Source organism: Paludibaculum fermentans (assembly GCF_051172195.1).
GTDB lineage: Bacteria > Acidobacteriota > Terriglobia > Bryobacterales > Bryobacteraceae > Paludibaculum > Paludibaculum fermentans_A.
In genome coordinates, this window is sequence record NZ_JBPJAQ010000003.1 from 478,269 (window position 1) to 492,208 (window position 13,940).

General features: G+C 60.9%; 15 protein-coding genes. 8 read left to right on the forward strand and 7 right to left on the reverse strand.

The annotated features are described in order from the left end of the window. The first annotated feature begins 35 nt into the window (after nt 1-35). The gene (locus tag ACR9Y2_RS35900) at nt 36-1,226 is read left to right on the forward strand and encodes an MFS transporter (protein WP_435046724.1); all 1,191 of its coding nucleotides are present in this window, start codon (nt 36-38) and stop codon (nt 1,224-1,226) included. Here ACR9Y2_RS35900 and dinB read toward each other — a convergent pair. Beyond that, nucleotides 1,218-2,459, reverse strand: a complete 1,242-nt coding sequence (dinB, locus tag ACR9Y2_RS35905) for a DNA polymerase IV (protein WP_435046725.1) — start codon at nt 2,457-2,459, stop codon at nt 1,218-1,220. The two genes, ACR9Y2_RS35900 and dinB, sit on opposite strands and share 9 nt — an antisense overlap. Before the next feature lie 85 nt (nt 2,460-2,544). Between dinB and ACR9Y2_RS35910 the strand changes: the two genes are divergently transcribed. Continuing rightward, on the forward strand, nt 2,545-2,931 hold the full coding sequence (locus tag ACR9Y2_RS35910) for a DUF488 domain-containing protein (RefSeq protein ID WP_435046726.1): 387 nt from the start codon (nt 2,545-2,547) through the stop codon (nt 2,929-2,931). A gap of 7 nt (nt 2,932-2,938) precedes the next feature. Here ACR9Y2_RS35910 and prmC read toward each other — a convergent pair whose 3' ends face one another. From prmC to ACR9Y2_RS35935, 5 genes are all read right to left on the reverse strand, one after another. After that, nucleotides 2,939-3,769 carry a peptide chain release factor N(5)-glutamine methyltransferase gene (gene prmC, locus ACR9Y2_RS35915; protein WP_435046727.1) on the reverse strand — a complete coding sequence of 277 codons (831 nt, stop codon included), beginning with the start codon at nt 3,767-3,769 and terminating at the stop codon, nt 2,939-2,941. Beyond that, nucleotides 3,735-4,874 carry a peptide chain release factor 1 gene (prfA, locus tag ACR9Y2_RS35920; protein ID WP_435046728.1) on the reverse strand — a complete coding sequence of 380 codons (1,140 nt, stop codon included), beginning with the start codon at nt 4,872-4,874 and terminating at the stop codon, nt 3,735-3,737. The genes prmC and prfA overlap by 35 nt, the downstream gene beginning before the upstream one ends. Next, the gene (locus ACR9Y2_RS35925) at nt 4,874-5,887 is read right to left on the reverse strand and encodes a DUF1385 domain-containing protein (protein ID WP_435046729.1); all 1,014 of its coding nucleotides are present in this window, start codon (nt 5,885-5,887) and stop codon (nt 4,874-4,876) included. Before ACR9Y2_RS35925 ends, prfA begins: the two co-directional genes overlap by 1 nt. Before the next feature lie 114 nt (nt 5,888-6,001). Then, on the reverse strand, nt 6,002-6,769 hold the full coding sequence (locus ACR9Y2_RS35930) for a hypothetical protein (protein ID WP_435046730.1): 768 nt from the start codon (nt 6,767-6,769) through the stop codon (nt 6,002-6,004). Nucleotides 6,770-6,951: 182 nt separating this feature from the next. Continuing rightward, nucleotides 6,952-7,329, reverse strand: a complete 378-nt coding sequence (locus tag ACR9Y2_RS35935) for a hypothetical protein (RefSeq protein WP_435046731.1) — start codon at nt 7,327-7,329, stop codon at nt 6,952-6,954. 209 nt (nt 7,330-7,538) lie between these two features. Between ACR9Y2_RS35935 and ispG the strand changes: the two genes are divergently transcribed. Together ispG and rpsU are read left to right on the forward strand one after the other, a co-directional pair. Beyond that, nucleotides 7,539-8,777, forward strand: a complete 1,239-nt coding sequence (gene ispG, locus ACR9Y2_RS35940; RefSeq protein WP_435046732.1) for a flavodoxin-dependent (E)-4-hydroxy-3-methylbut-2-enyl-diphosphate synthase — start codon at nt 7,539-7,541, stop codon at nt 8,775-8,777. Nucleotides 8,778-8,854: 77 nt separating this feature from the next. Next, nucleotides 8,855-9,052, forward strand: a complete 198-nt coding sequence (gene rpsU, locus ACR9Y2_RS35945) for a 30S ribosomal protein S21 (RefSeq protein WP_194449478.1) — start codon at nt 8,855-8,857, stop codon at nt 9,050-9,052. Nucleotides 9,053-9,131: 79 nt separating this feature from the next. Here rpsU and ACR9Y2_RS35950 read toward each other — a convergent pair whose 3' ends face one another. Next, the gene (locus ACR9Y2_RS35950) at nt 9,132-10,205 is read right to left on the reverse strand and encodes a hypothetical protein (RefSeq protein ID WP_435046733.1); all 1,074 of its coding nucleotides are present in this window, start codon (nt 10,203-10,205) and stop codon (nt 9,132-9,134) included. 111 nt (nt 10,206-10,316) lie between these two features. Here ACR9Y2_RS35950 and ACR9Y2_RS35955 point away from each other — a divergent pair, with 111 nt between their 5' ends. Genes ACR9Y2_RS35955 through ACR9Y2_RS35970 form a run of 4 tightly spaced genes read left to right on the forward strand, consistent with a single transcriptional unit; the run spans nt 10,317 to nt 13,940 of the window. Continuing rightward, complete coding sequence (locus tag ACR9Y2_RS35955) at nt 10,317-10,772, forward strand: PH domain-containing protein (protein ID WP_435046734.1); 456 nt, start codon at nt 10,317-10,319, stop codon at nt 10,770-10,772. Beyond that, nucleotides 10,765-11,511 carry an SDR family NAD(P)-dependent oxidoreductase gene (locus ACR9Y2_RS35960; RefSeq protein WP_435046735.1) on the forward strand — a complete coding sequence of 249 codons (747 nt, stop codon included), beginning with the start codon at nt 10,765-10,767 and terminating at the stop codon, nt 11,509-11,511. The genes ACR9Y2_RS35955 and ACR9Y2_RS35960 overlap by 8 nt, the downstream gene beginning before the upstream one ends. Next, on the forward strand, nt 11,508-12,461 hold the full coding sequence (locus ACR9Y2_RS35965) for an ABC transporter substrate-binding protein (protein WP_435046736.1): 954 nt from the start codon (nt 11,508-11,510) through the stop codon (nt 12,459-12,461). Before ACR9Y2_RS35960 ends, ACR9Y2_RS35965 begins: the two co-directional genes overlap by 4 nt. A 9-nt stretch (nt 12,462-12,470) precedes the next feature. Beyond that, complete coding sequence (locus ACR9Y2_RS35970) at nt 12,471-13,940, forward strand: peptide MFS transporter (RefSeq protein WP_435046737.1); 1,470 nt, start codon at nt 12,471-12,473, stop codon at nt 13,938-13,940.

Consider the following 13,940-nt stretch of genomic DNA (forward strand, 5'->3'; position numbering starts at 1 on the left):
GCTGAGATAGGGATCGGCCGTGCGAGCATAAGAGGGTGAGTTCCCCGTCCACTCCAGCCAAGGGCGCACTTGGCGTCATTTTCCTCATTGTCTTCCTCGACCTGATGGGAGCGGGGATCCTGATTCCGGTAATCCCGTATATTGTAGAGCCCTACCGCGCGGACGCCCTGACTGTCGGTATCCTGGCGATGGCGTTTTCCGCGGCGCAGTTTCTGGCCAGCCCCCTGCTGGGGTTGTTGTCGGACCGCTTTGGACGCCGCCCCGTATTGTTGTTGAGCGTGCTGGGCAGTGCGGCGGGCTATTTCCTGTTCGGCTATGGCGGGTCGCTGGCGGTGCTGTTTGCGGCTCGCATTATTGATGGATTAACGGGCGGAAATATCTCAGCGGCGCAGGCGTATATTGCCGACATTTCCGAGCCAAAGGACAGGGCAAAAAACTTCGGGCTGATTGGGGCGGCGTTTGGGCTGGGCTTCATCCTGGGGCCGGCGATGGGCGGTGCGTTGAGCAAGATCAGCCTGTCGGCTCCGGCGTATGCGGCAGGTGTCCTGTCGCTGGTGACTTTCGCCGTGGGTTCGGTGCTGCTGAAGGAGTCGTTGCCGGCTGCCAATCGCACTTCGACCAAGACACGCTGGCACGATGTGAATCCGTTTTCGCAGATCCGGGCGGCGTTCGCACGAGTGGGCTTCCGCGAACTGATGTTGGCCACCTTTGCTATGAACTTCGGGATGGCCGGGCTGCAGACGAATTTCGCTGTGTTTACGCACGCGCGATTCGGGTTGGATGCGAGCCACAACGCGATGCTATTCGCGTTTCTAGGCGTTATGGCATCGCTGACGCAAGGGCTGTTGCTGAGGAAGTTGGCTCCGACGCTGGGCGAGGGCCGGCTGGCGGTGGGCGGATCGTTGCTGCTGGGGCTTGGCTTCGTGGTGCTCGCCATATCGAGCGCGGTTTGGATGCTCTATCTGTGCCTGGTGCTGACGGCCCTGGGCTTCGGTCTGGCTGGTCCGTCGTTGTCCGGCCTGGTCTCCCGCAGGGCTACGCCGCGTGAGCAGGGTGTCCTGCTGGGGACGATGCAGTCGCTGGCCAGCTTTACGCGCGTGATCGGGCCTGTTTGGGCCGGCGCCTCATTTGACCACATCGGGCAGAGCGCCCCCTATTGGACGGGCGCGATTTGTGCGGGGTTGACGATGGTGTGGTCGCTGCACTCGACTCGCGAATCACTTTGATTTGTCTTTGGGGTGTTTCCCGGGCAGGCCCACGGGGTTCTCGTGGACGCGCTCAGCGTGATCGGCCGTGAGTCCTGTCGCGAGCTTGACGCTCTTCTCCCCATATTTGTCGCGAATGCGGTCGACCGCGGCCAGGGCTTGGCGGGCGCGTTGATTCTTCTCGGAGTCGAGGAGGCCGAGCTGGCCCTCGTGCGCTTCGAAGCCGGAGACACCCGAACCGATGAGGCGGATGGGAGTCTTGCCGTCCCAGGCCTGACGGAAGAGGTGGCGTGACTCGGCGATGAGTTCGTGATCGAGCTGGGTGGACTGGGGCAGGGTTTTGCTGCGGGTGAGGGTGGTGAAGTCCTTGTAACGCAGCTTGAGGTGGACGATGTTGGCGTGGAGTTCGTGCTCGCGCAGGCGCCGGGCGACTTTCTCCATGAGGCGGGCGAGCGTGGCTTCCAATTCGAGCGGCTCGGCTGTGTCGACGTCGAAGGTGTGTTCGTGGCTGATGGACTTGGGTTCGTCATTGTCTCCGATGTCGCCATCGAACCAGGAGCCGGCGTCCATGCCATGGGATTTCCCGGCGAGGGCAAGGCCCCACTGTCCGAAGCGGCGGCGGAGGAAGGACTCTTCCAGGCGGGCCAGGTCTCCGACCTTACGGATGCCGTAATCCTTGAGCTTCTGTTCTGTGACTTTGCCGACACCTGGAATGCGGCGGACATCCAGGGGGGCGAGGAAGTTGGCCTCCAGTCCCGGCTGGATCCAGAGGATGCCGTTGGGCTTCGCCTGGTCAGAAGAGACCTTGGCCACCAGTCGGGAGGTGGCAATGCCGACGGAGCAGTTGAGTCCGGTGACCTGTTTCATGCGGTGGTGCAGCAGGTGAGCGGCCTGGAGAGGCGGGCCGAGCAGGCGTTCGGTCCCGCTGAGATCCATATAGGCTTCGTCGACTGAGGCCATCTCGACCTTTGGGGAGAACTCGTTGAGGACGGCATGGACCTTATGGGAATAGTCGCGATAGCGGTCGGGGTGGCCATTGAGGAAGATGGCGTGAGGACAGAGCTTGCCCGCGGTGCGGAGCGGCATGGCGGAGTGGACGCCGAACTTGCGGGCTTCGTAGGAGGCGGCGGAGACGACGCCGCGAGCGTCCTTGGGACCTCCCACGACGACAGCTTTGCCTTTGAGGGAGGGATCGAAGAGTTCTTCCACGGAGACGAAGAAGGCGTCCATGTCGACATGGAAGATGGTTTTCACTTCTGTTCCAGGATAGACCGAAGGCGTGGGATGGCGGGCCTTCCGGTAGCCGGGCGGGTCGTGGCAAACTGGCGAAAGAGGGCCAATGCCGATCTACATTGTGCGACTGGGTACGGCGCGGAGGGAAGGGGAGGGGCCGCGGCTTGGAACAGTGCGGCGGCCGCCGCGCGGGGTGGCGAAAGCGGATTTCGCCAAGCTCGATTATTACGATGTCTGGTTTCCAAACCTGTCGCCCAGCGCTGAACTGGTGCAGCTGGCGCTGCATGCGAAGGATGAACGGGCGTGGTCGGAGTTTGTGCGAAAGTTCCGGAAGGAGATGAACGCGCCTGACCGCAGCCGGGAGCTGGATGTACTGGCGACGCTGTCGCACCATACGAACCTGTCATTGGGCTGCTATTGCGTGGAGGAACGCCGTTGCCACCGGTCGGTTCTGCGCGAGCTGTTGGTGGAACGAGGCGCGGCGGTTACCTGAAGCGGCGCTATGGCTGGTAGCGCCCGCGCAGGACTCTCGGCAGCCCGGCGAGATCGTGGACCAGGGTGACGTCCTCCCAGGGGCCCTGTGCGAACGCCTGGCGGACGCCTGTTTCTCCCAAGTATCCGATCTCAAAGATGAGCCATCCGCCCGGCTTCAGCAGGCGTTCGGCCTGTGGAACGATGCGGTGGTAGAGTTCCGTTCCTTCGACACCGCCGACCAGTGCGAGGTGCGGCTCGAAGTCGCGCACCTCCCTTTGCAGGCCGGGGATCTCCGCCACGGGGATATAGGGCGGGTTGGAGACGACCAGGTCAAAGCGTGCCTGGATACCGGAGGCGAGGTCGCACTGGACGAAGTCGACGCGGGCCTGTAGTTCCACGGCATTGCGGCGCGCGACCTGGAGGGCATCGAGGCTGAGGTCGGTGGCCACAGCCCGGGCCCTGAGTTCCAGTGCCAAGGTGATGGCCAGGACGCCCGAGCCGGTCCCGATATCCAGCAGGGTTCGCGTTTGAGGGGCGACCCGGAGAGCCTGCTCCGCCGTGTGCTCGGTTTCGGGGCGGGGAATCAGTACAGACGGTGAGACGTGGAAGGGGCGGCCGTAGAACTCCTGGATGCGTGTAATGTACTGGGTCGGTTTGCCCTGCATGCGCTCGTGCAGGTAGCGGCCATAGTGGATCCACTCGATGGTGGAGAGCTCGTGCTCGGGATGAGAGAAAAGGTAGATGCGCTCTTTGTGGAGCGCATGCAGGAGCAGGACTTCGGCGGTCAGCCTGGGCTCGGGGATACCGGCGCCAGCAAGGAGGTCACTTCCCTGCTGGACCGCGGTCTTTGCCGTCATCCTTTTTGGGCGGGTTCACATCGGCCTGTGACGATTCCGCCTGTTCTTTGAGCTTCTGGGCGTTGAAGTGGTTCACGCAGGCGGTGAGCAGTTCTTCGATTTCGCCTTCCATGACGCGGTCAAGCTGATGGAGCGTGAGGCCGATGCGGTGATCGGTCACACGGTTTTCCTTGAAGTTGTAGGTGCGGATCTTTTCAGAACGGTCGCCTGTGCCTACCTGGCTGCGGCGATCGGCTCCGATGGCCTGCTGCTGCTTCTCCATCTCGAGCTCGTAGAGGCGTGAACGGAGTACGCGTTCCGCTTTGGCGCGGTTCTTGATCTGCGACTTTTCGTCCTGGCAACTCACGACGAGGCCGGTGGGCAGGTGGGTGAGGCGGACGGCGGAGTAGGTCGTATTCACAGACTGGCCGCCGGGTCCCGAGGAGCAGAACGTATCGACGCGCACGTCCTTGGCTTCCAGCTTGATTTCGACATCGTCCGCTTCGGGCATCACGGCCACGGTGATGGTGGAGGTGTGAATGCGGCCCTGTTGCTCAGTGACGGGCACGCGCTGTACGCGATGGACACCGCTCTCGTACTTCAGCTTGGAGAAGACGCGGTCGCCGCCAACCATGGCGATGACTTCCTTGGAGCCGCCGGCTCCGGATTCGCTGGCGGAGATGACTTCCACCTTCCAGCGTTTGGAATCGGCGTACCGGGAGTAGAGGCGGAAGATCTCGGCCGCGAAGAGACTGGCTTCGTCGCCGCCCGCGCCGGCGCGGATTTCCAGCAGGACGTTCTTCTCGTCGTTGGGATCCTTGGGCAGGAGGAGGATTTCGAGCTCCGCCGCGAGTTTGGTGGTCTCGGGCTCCAGCCGGGTGATCTCTTCCTGGGCCATGGCGCGCAGGTCCGGATCTTCGTCCTCGATCATCTGGCGGGCCTGGGTGAGTTCTTCTACCGCCTTTTTGTATTCGCGATAGACGCCGACCGTCTCTTCCAGGTCGCGATGCATCTTAGCGGTCTTACGGTATTTATCCGAATCGTTGATGACTTCCGGATCGGCCATTTGCGCGCTGAGCGCGTTGTAGCGTTTTTCGACGTCGTCTAATTGCTGCGTGAGATCCATTAGGCTATTACCAACTCGCCGCCCTGCTGTTTCTCAATCTCCATTGCACCATCAAGGGCTCGAATGGCAACAGCGGTCTGGTCGTCGGCGGGCGGCTGCGTAGTGATTCGTTGCAGCCACAGGCCGGGGGCGGTCATCAGGGCCAGAAGTCCGCTGCGATGCTTCGCGGCGAAGCGGATGAGTTCGTAGCTGAGCCCGGCGATGAGGGGCAGGGCCACGATGCGAACCAGCATTTTTGCCCAGAACGTATCCACCGGGATCACCGCATACACGGCTATGGACATCATCATGACGACCAGCAGGAAGCTGGTGCCGCAACGGGGGTGGAAGGTGACAAAGCCCTGGGCGTTTTCCACGGTTACGGGTTTGCCGGACTCGAAGTTGAAGACGACGCGATGTTCGGCGCCGTGATACTCGAAGACGCGGTGGATGTCGCGCCAGCGGGAGATGAGCCACAGGAAACCGAGGAAGATGACCAGCCGGATGACGCCGTCCATCAGGTTGAACAGGATGCGGTTGCCGAGGCCGAGTCCCGGATACATGCGCTGCAATTGGGTGGTAAGCAGCAGCGGGACGAACTTGTAGAGGGCGATGAAGAACACGAACGAGAAGAGGAGATTCAGGGTCATTACCCAGCCGGGGATCTCGGTGGGTTTCTTCTCGCTGGGCTGTGGTGTAGCTGTGCCTTCCTTTTCGGCTTCCGCCTGCATGGCGACGTCGGCCGAGAAGCGCAGGGCTTTGACGCCGAGCGACATTGCCTGGCCGAGGGTGCCCACGCCGCGGAGGATCGGCAACTTGAAGATGGGGTACTTATCGGAGACCTTTGCGAGCGGTTGCTCTTCGGTGACAATGACGCCATCGGGGCGGCGCACGGCCACGCAGTAGCTGTGCGGAGCGCGCATCATGACGCCCTCCATCACAGCCTGACCGCCAACCAGGGTCTCTTCGCCGCTTTCGAGAATTGGCAGCATCTGGGTATGTGCGGCCAGGCGAAGGTAGGTCTTCCAGTTCAAGATTATGTACGCCTCTCTTAAATACCAGTATAGCGGTAGCTGGTAAGTAGTCCATGGTCCCCAAACAGCCTGTGGCAGAAGTCGCGCGGCTAGCGGGACTTCTGCCACAGACTGTTAACGGTGAGGGCCGGAAGCGTGGAGTTGGTTGAGGATGCGGGCGGCGCTGGGGAAGAGCGGGGATGCCTGCTGGAGCGCATGCACTGTTTCTTCGCCCTGGTTGCCTTGCTTGAGCATGGTCAGGGCCAAGACATAGTTGGCCTTCTTGTTACCGGGATCCAGGCGCAATGCAGACCGGGCGAAGCCCTGTGCCTTAGCCTGTGACTCGGCTGCGAAGTGTCCGAAGGCGGCATCGGCCAGGAAGTTCGGGTTTGATTCGTCGAGCGTGGCCGCGTGGCCGAGAAGGTCACTGGCCAGGGTGAAGTCCTTTGCCTGCAATGCATAGACGCCACGCATGTGGAGGGCATCGGCGAACTGGCCGTCGTTGGCGAGCGCCTTGTCGAGCAGATCCGAGGATTCGTCATGACGGCCCGCCCTGGCGGCCCTCACCGCTTTCTCCCACAGTTTCCGGGCCTTGCCTGGCACGTGGTGGGACATGCGGTAGTAGCTGACCGGGCCGATTTTGCTAGCCCGGACGCCTGTGACGGAGGTGAGATCGAATCGCACGGCCATGATGGACGGCACATTCACGATTTGCTTTGAGATGATGTCGCCTTGCAGGGTGGTGAGGCGCACCTCATAGCTGCCGGCCGGCAAGGACCGGAATTCAAACGAGCCATCGCTGCTGACGAAGGTCGTGGTTTGTGAGAGTGGGGTGGTCAACTCGACCGCCGTGACCTGTAGGCGATCGGGGATTCCATTCTCTGAGAACAAGTTACCGCTCAATTCATATAGCATTTCCCGAGACTGAGCGAAGAGAGACACTGCCAGCATAAGACTAAGCAAGAGTCGAGACACTAAGGGCTAATCCTCCAGAAGATGTGTGCGAATGGGGACACAGAACCTCCGCGTATGAAGCGGAGGAGTCTGTTCAGCCGACTTGGCTGGGGGATTTCAGGGCAGCGGGATCAGGCCGCGGCGAGCGCTTTCCGGGCGCGGGCATGGGTATCGAGCAACCAGCGGAGTTGTGTGGGTTCAAACGGGGCGGCACAGTAGTCGGCGGCACCAGCTTCGAGTGCATCCAGCCATCCGTCTACTTCCGGCAGACGGCTGACGACGACCACCGGGGTGTGCTTGAAACGTTGCAGCACGGGCTGCAGCACGTCGGGGGCAGGCGAACAAAAGACGATGTCGGGCCGGGCACGATCCCGGTCCTGTTGCTGATTCTGGTTAAAAATCAAGCAGTTGCAGAGGGTGAGGGCGTCAGAAAGGGCGGTGGAGAGAACCTTCTCCAGTCCAAAAAAAGAGGCTTTGTAGTTGTTGTGTGTTTTATTTGAGTCAAGCATTGGATCCCTCCAGCAAGACATTGTCCTCGCACAGGGAAGTACTCGACCTCAGCAGGGAGAAACGTAGCGCGTAACAACGTGAACGCTCCGTTCTGAAGCTAGAATACGCCGAATGTGGGGCGCGGGTCCAATTGAAAAAAGTTATGGTTGCGATCCTGGTCCAGTTTCCCTGGCGTTGGCTTGGTAAAATGGGAATTCCCGGAGGCAGAATGGCTATCATCGCGCGTCGTAAATCGGTGGTCGTGAACATTGGTGGTGTGAAGGTTGGCGGCAGCAATCCGGTTGTCGTGCAATCGATGACCAACACGGACACGGCAGACGTGACCGGTACAGTCAACCAGGTGATGGCACTGGCCAATGCAGGATCTGAACTGGTCAGAGTGACGGTGAATACGGAAGAGGCGGCGAAGGCCGTCCCTCGGATCGTCGACACGCTGAACTTGTTCGGCATGAAGGTCCCCATCATTGGAGACTTCCACTACAACGGCCACATACTTCTGAAGAAGTATCCGGAGTGTGCGAAAGCTCTCTCCAAATACAGGATTAACCCGGGCAACGTTAACATCGGCAGAAAGACCGATGACAATTACCGCACGATGATCGAATGTGCGATGGAGTACGGGAAACCAGTACGAATCGGTGTGAATTGGGGGTCGCTGGACGGCACGCTGCTCACGCGAATGATGGACGAAAACGCGAAGAGCGCCAACCCCTTGAACGCGGCGGACGTTACGAAACGGGCGATCGTGGTGAGCGCGATTGAGTCGGCCGCGATGGCCGAGTCCTATGGCCTGCCACACGACAAGATCATCCTCAGTGCGAAAGTTTCGGCGGTACAGGATCTTATCGATGTCTACCGGATGCTGGCGGCGGAGTGTGACCTGCCGCTGCATCTGGGCCTGACCGAAGCGGGCATGGGCGCCAAGGGGATTGTGGCCACGACGGCGGCCCTGTCGATTCTGCTGCAGGAGGGGATCGGCGATACCATCCGGGCCTCCCTGACTCCGCAGCCGAACGGCGACCGGACGGAGGAAGTCCTGGTATCCCAGCAGATTCTACAGTCGTTGGGCATCCGCAGCTTTACTCCGCAGGTGACGGCCTGCCCCGGCTGCGGACGCACCACAAGCACTTTCTTCCAGGAGTTAGCGGACCAGATCCAGACCTACCTGCGCGAACAGATGCCGTTGTGGAAAGAGAAGTACTCGGGTGTCGAGGAGATGAAAGTGGCCGTGATGGGCTGCATTGTGAACGGCCCGGGGGAATCGAAGCACGCGAACATCGGCATTTCGCTACCCGGCACGGCGGAAGATCCGAAGGCGCCGGTGTATGTCGACGGCAAGCTGGTGACCACGCTGAAGGGCGAAGGGATCGTGGACGACTTCACTGGAATGGTGAATCAGTACGTCGAGCGGACGTATGGGGCCAACCAGCCGGCGGCCGTCAACTAAGCGGCAAACCGTTGATTGCGGTATCCTGAAAGTTGCGTGAAAACGCAAAGTTCAAGCCGGAGGGAGGTGAGTAGGAAATGGCGGAAGTTTACATCCAGGATGGTGAAACTCTGGAAAGCGCATTGCGGCGGTTCAAGCGCAAGGTGCAGCAGGAAGACATCATCAAGGAGATCAAGAAACACTCCTACTACATGAAGCCCGGCGAAAAGAAGCGCGTGAAGGCGGCATTGGCGCGCAAGCGCAACCGTAAGAAGCGCAACAAGGACATGGACTAACGGTCCAGTCGCGGGTTCTGCAACAGAAAAAGGGCGCTCCCTCGGGGGGGCGCCCTTTTTCGATTGGTGGCTCAGCGAGCTACTTGTTGGACTCGCGAATCATCTTCTTCATGTCACTCTCGACTTCCTTGAAGCCGGCCGGGACGCTGAAGTTGGTGGCGTCGACGGCACCAGCTGAGAACGACGTCCATTCGGTGGTGAGTTCCATGAGAGCTTGTGAACCGGCTGCCTGGGCCTGGGGCTGAGCTGCCGGTTTGGGCTGGTCTTCGGCCGGAGGCGGATCCGCCTGCTTCTTCTTGCGGCCGAAACCACCCAGCATGCCGCCCGCGGCGGCGCCGGCCAGTCCACCGAAGCGACCACCTGTCGCACGCCCGGCGGCTGCCCCGGCTGCATCGGTTTGAGCGGACTGGGCGACCTCGCCAGCGGTAGGCGGGGGCGGGCCTTCAGACTGCGGCGGCATTCCGCCGGGGCCGCCAAGGCCCTGCATTTTCATGACCTGATAGACAGGAATACCTTCCAGCTTCGAGGCTTCCTTCGCCAGTTTGGCCATGCCCTGGCCCATGCCGGGCTGCATCGCCATCTGCGAGTACTTCATGGTGTCCAGGTTGTAGGCGAGCTTCTGCGCCATCAGGGTATGGAATTTCTTGACCTCGTCGTAGCCGGGGATATCCTTGGCCATCCACATGTCGGAGTCGAAGTTCATATCGACGGTTTGGCCGGACTTTTTGTCTTTGGTCTGCATCGTCAGTTTCAGGAGCGTCTCCTGGGCATTCAAGCCGCTGACGACCTTCACCTGACCTGTCTTTTGGACGTCCATCTTGAAGTTCATTTCGGCGCCGGAATCCTGTTGGCTCCCACCGGCGAGGCGCTTCTGCATGGCTTCCATGGCTTGGCCGAACTCGGCGAACGTCATGACTGAGAATGTCTTCTTGTCAAGATTGATATCCGTCATCGTCTCTTTGTCGAGATCGACGATGTGGATGTTGTGCGGGGCCACCGTCGCCATGCGGTTGCCCTTCAGGTAGATTGTGCTGGTCGTGGGTTCCAGGGCCTTGCCGCCACCCGGAACCATCCTCATGATCCGGGTCATACTACCGCCGGTGATCTGCGTCTTCTGCTGGTAAGTGAAATCCGCCCACAGTGGACACAGCATCAAACTACCCGATAAAGCAAGGCTTACGCCTACGAATCGCATTCGATTCCTCCTTTGCACAGCGTAGAAGAAACCCCGCTGCTATACAATAGCGTTCACTGGAGCTTCACTGTGCCATCCGAACTAGTTGTCCGGCCCACCCTTAAGCGAGCCAAGTTCTCCGCGGCGGTCTGCGTGCTATTCCTCATCCTCGTGATCTGGTTGTGGAGGAAGTTTGCGCCCGACGCCGCACCCTGGATAGTGACGGTGGGCGTGATTCCGTTTCTCGCGCCCCTCCTGAGCTGGCTGGATTCGACCCGGACTGAGCTCACTTTGGAGGGCGGAGTGGTGCGTTACCGCCATGGATTGGTGAATCACACGACGCGAGCCCTCGATCTAAAGAAGCTGCAGGACGTTCGAGTGGAACGTTCGTTCACGCAGCGGTTGTGGGGTGTGGGCACGCTGGTGCTGGAAACGGCGAACGAGTCGGGACGTATCACCGTGAACGATATTGACGGCGCACAGCGCGTGGCTGATCGCATCATGAATGCCTCCCGAACAGAAGGAAACTCGACACAGAATGTCTGAAAGTCTGAAGGGTAAGATGGCCCTGGTTACGGGCGCCTCCCGCGGCCTGGGCCGCGCTATGTCTATCGCGCTGGCCGGCGCGGGTGTCCGCGTGGCGCTGGTGGGCCGCGATGCGGCCAAGCTGGAAGAAACGGCGGCGGAATGTGGTGAGGGCGCCATGATCTTCCCATGCGACGTCACCAAAGAGGATGAGATCGCCCAGCTCGAAAAGGGCGTGAGCGACTCGCTGGGAAAGGTACAGATCCTCATCAACAATGCCGGGGTGAACCTGCGCAAACCGGTGACCGAGTTCACTTTGCAGGAATGGAACTGGGTGATGGATACGAATCTCACCAGCGCCTTCCTGTGCGCGCGCGCCTTTGTGCCCCACATGAAGGGGACTGGCTACGGCCGCATCATCAACATGACTTCGATCATGAGCCATGTGTCGCTGCCGGGCCGCTGCGCTTACTCGGCCTCGAAGACCGGGCTGCTGGGCCTGACACGGGCGTTGGCGATGGAGCTTGCGGGTGAAGGCGTGACGGTGAATGGCATTAGCCCGGGTCCGTTCGCCACGGAGATGAACACTCCGCTGATGAGCAATCCCGAAGCAAATGCGCAGTTTCTGGCGAAGATCCCGGTGGGGCAGTGGGGCGAGCCGGCGGACATCGGAACCCTGGCTGTATATCTTTGCTCTCCAGAAGCCCGGTTCATCACCGGCACCGACATCGTGATCGACGGAGGCTGGCTGGCACAATGAAGCGGCGCGTATTCCTGGCGGCCGGGGCGGCTGGACTGGCCGCCGCGTGCGGGCGCAGCGGGAAACGCCGGATTGCAGTGATTCCAAAGGGTACGTCTCATCTCTTCTGGGTGTCGGTGCAGGCTGGTGCGCTGGCCGCAGGCAAGCAATTGAACGTGGAGATCCTCTGGAACGGACCGGCGACGGAGACCGATTTCAACCGCCAGATCCAGATCATCGACTCGATGATCGCCCAGAGGGTGGACGGTATCGCCGTAGCGGTGAGCGAAAGACAGGCCTTGGCGGGTCCCATCGACAGGGCGGTGGCGGCGGGCATTCCGGTGACTGTCTTCGATTCCGGGGTCGACACGCAGAGCTACATGTCGTACGTCGGCACGGACAATGTGCTCGCGGGACGGCTGGCGGCGAGAAAGCTGGCCGAGATCCTCAACGGCAAGGGCAAAGTGGCGCAGGTGCTGCACATGCCCGGCAGCCTGTCGACGATGGACCGCGAGACCGGATTCAAGGACGAGATCGATAAGAAATTTCCCGGACTCAAGATCGTGGCCGAGCAGTTTGGCATGTCCGACCGCGCCAAGTCGCGCGCCGCGGCGGAGAACATCCTGGCGGCGCACCCCGACCTGGATGGGTTCTTCACGTCAACGGAGCCGAGCGCGACCGGAACCATCCTGGCCCTGAAGAGCCGCGACCTGCAGAAAAAAGTGAAGCTGGTGACCGTGGATGCCAGCGACACCCTGGTGGATGAGATGCGGGCCGGAGTGTTGAGCGCCATGGTGGCGCAGGATCCCTTCGGGATGGCATTTCAGACCGTGAAGACCCTGGTGGACAAGCTGGACGGCAAACAGCCGCCCAAGCGTATCGACCTGGAGCCGATAGTGATTACAGCGCCGGACCTGGATAAGCCGGAAGTGCAACAATTGCTGAAACCGGACATCCGGAAATACCTGTAGAGAAGGCGCATGAATCAGGACACCCGCTTCTTTGGCCACCCGGCCGGCTTGTCGACGCTGTTTTTCACGGAGCTATGGGAGCGGTTTGGCTACTATGGCATGCGTGCGCTGCTGGTCCTGTTTATGACCGCATCCGCCTCAGCGGGCGGAATGGGCATGAACACGACAACAGCATTCGCCATCTACGGGCTATACACTGCGAGCGTGTATGGTTTCAGCCTGCCGGGCGGCTGGCTGGCCGACCGCATTCTGGGCCAGCGCCGCGCGGTGATGTACGGCGGGCTGATTATCTCGGCCGGCTACTTCATGTTGGCAGTACCGAATGAGTCCGTCTTCTTCCTGGGCCTGCCCATGATCGTGTTGGGTACCGGCCTGTTGAAACCAAACATCTCGACGATAGTCGGGCAGATCTACCGGCCTGGTGACCCGCGCACGGATGCGGGATTCTCGATCTTCTATATGGGCATCAATATCGGCGCCACCGTGTCGCCGTTGATCTGCGGGTATGTGGGTGAACGGATCAACTGGCATTACGGCTTCGGCCTGGCGGGTGTCGGCATGCTCTGTGGAGTATTGACTTTCTGGATGGGCCGGCACCGTTTGGGTGAAGCCGGCGTGCATCCAGTGGCTCCGCCGACGCCGGAGATCGGAAGGCAGTGGCGCCGGCAGTTTCACCTCTCGATCATCGGGCTGGTAGCCGCGGCCGCCCTGCTCGCATATCTGCACTTGAGCGGCACGATGCCTTTGGATGCGGAACGGCTGGTGAATGCGGCCGGGGTTTTGCTGGCGATCATCACGCTTGGGTTGTTCGGTTGGATGTTCTTCGGCGGAGACTGGACCCCCGCTGAGCGCAAGCGGCTGATGGTGATCATCGTCCTGTTCTGCGGCTCGTCTCTCTATTGGGCGGCCTTTGAACAGGCGGGTTCGTCCTTCAATGTCTTCGCGAAACTCAATACGGAAAGGGTGCTCTTCGGCTTCGATTTTCCGGCGAGCTGGTTCCAGGCCCTGAATGCGGGTTTCATCATCTGTTTTGCGGCGGCATTCGCCTGGTTGTGGCTGAAGATGGGTGACCGGCAGCCCTCTTCCGTGATGAAGTTCGCACTCTCGTTATTCTTCGCCACTGGTACTTTTGTGGTGATGATGCTGGCCGCCCAACGGGCCGGCACGGACGGACGGGTCAGCCCCATGTGGCTGGTGGTGACCTATCTGCTGCAGACTCTGGGCGAGCTTCTGCTCAGTCCGGTGGGCCTGGGCGCGATGACCCGATTGGCTCCAAAACGAGTCGCGGGCCTGATGATGGGGGTCTGGTTCCTTTCGATCTCGATGGGCAACTATCTGGCAGGCAAGACGGCCTCGATCTACGGCAACCTGCCTCCCTTCGAACTGTTCCGGACCTTGGGCATCATCATGGTGGTGGCGGCGGTGATCCTCACCCTGATCGCCCGCCCTGTGTCGAAGCTGATCGGCGACGTAAAATAA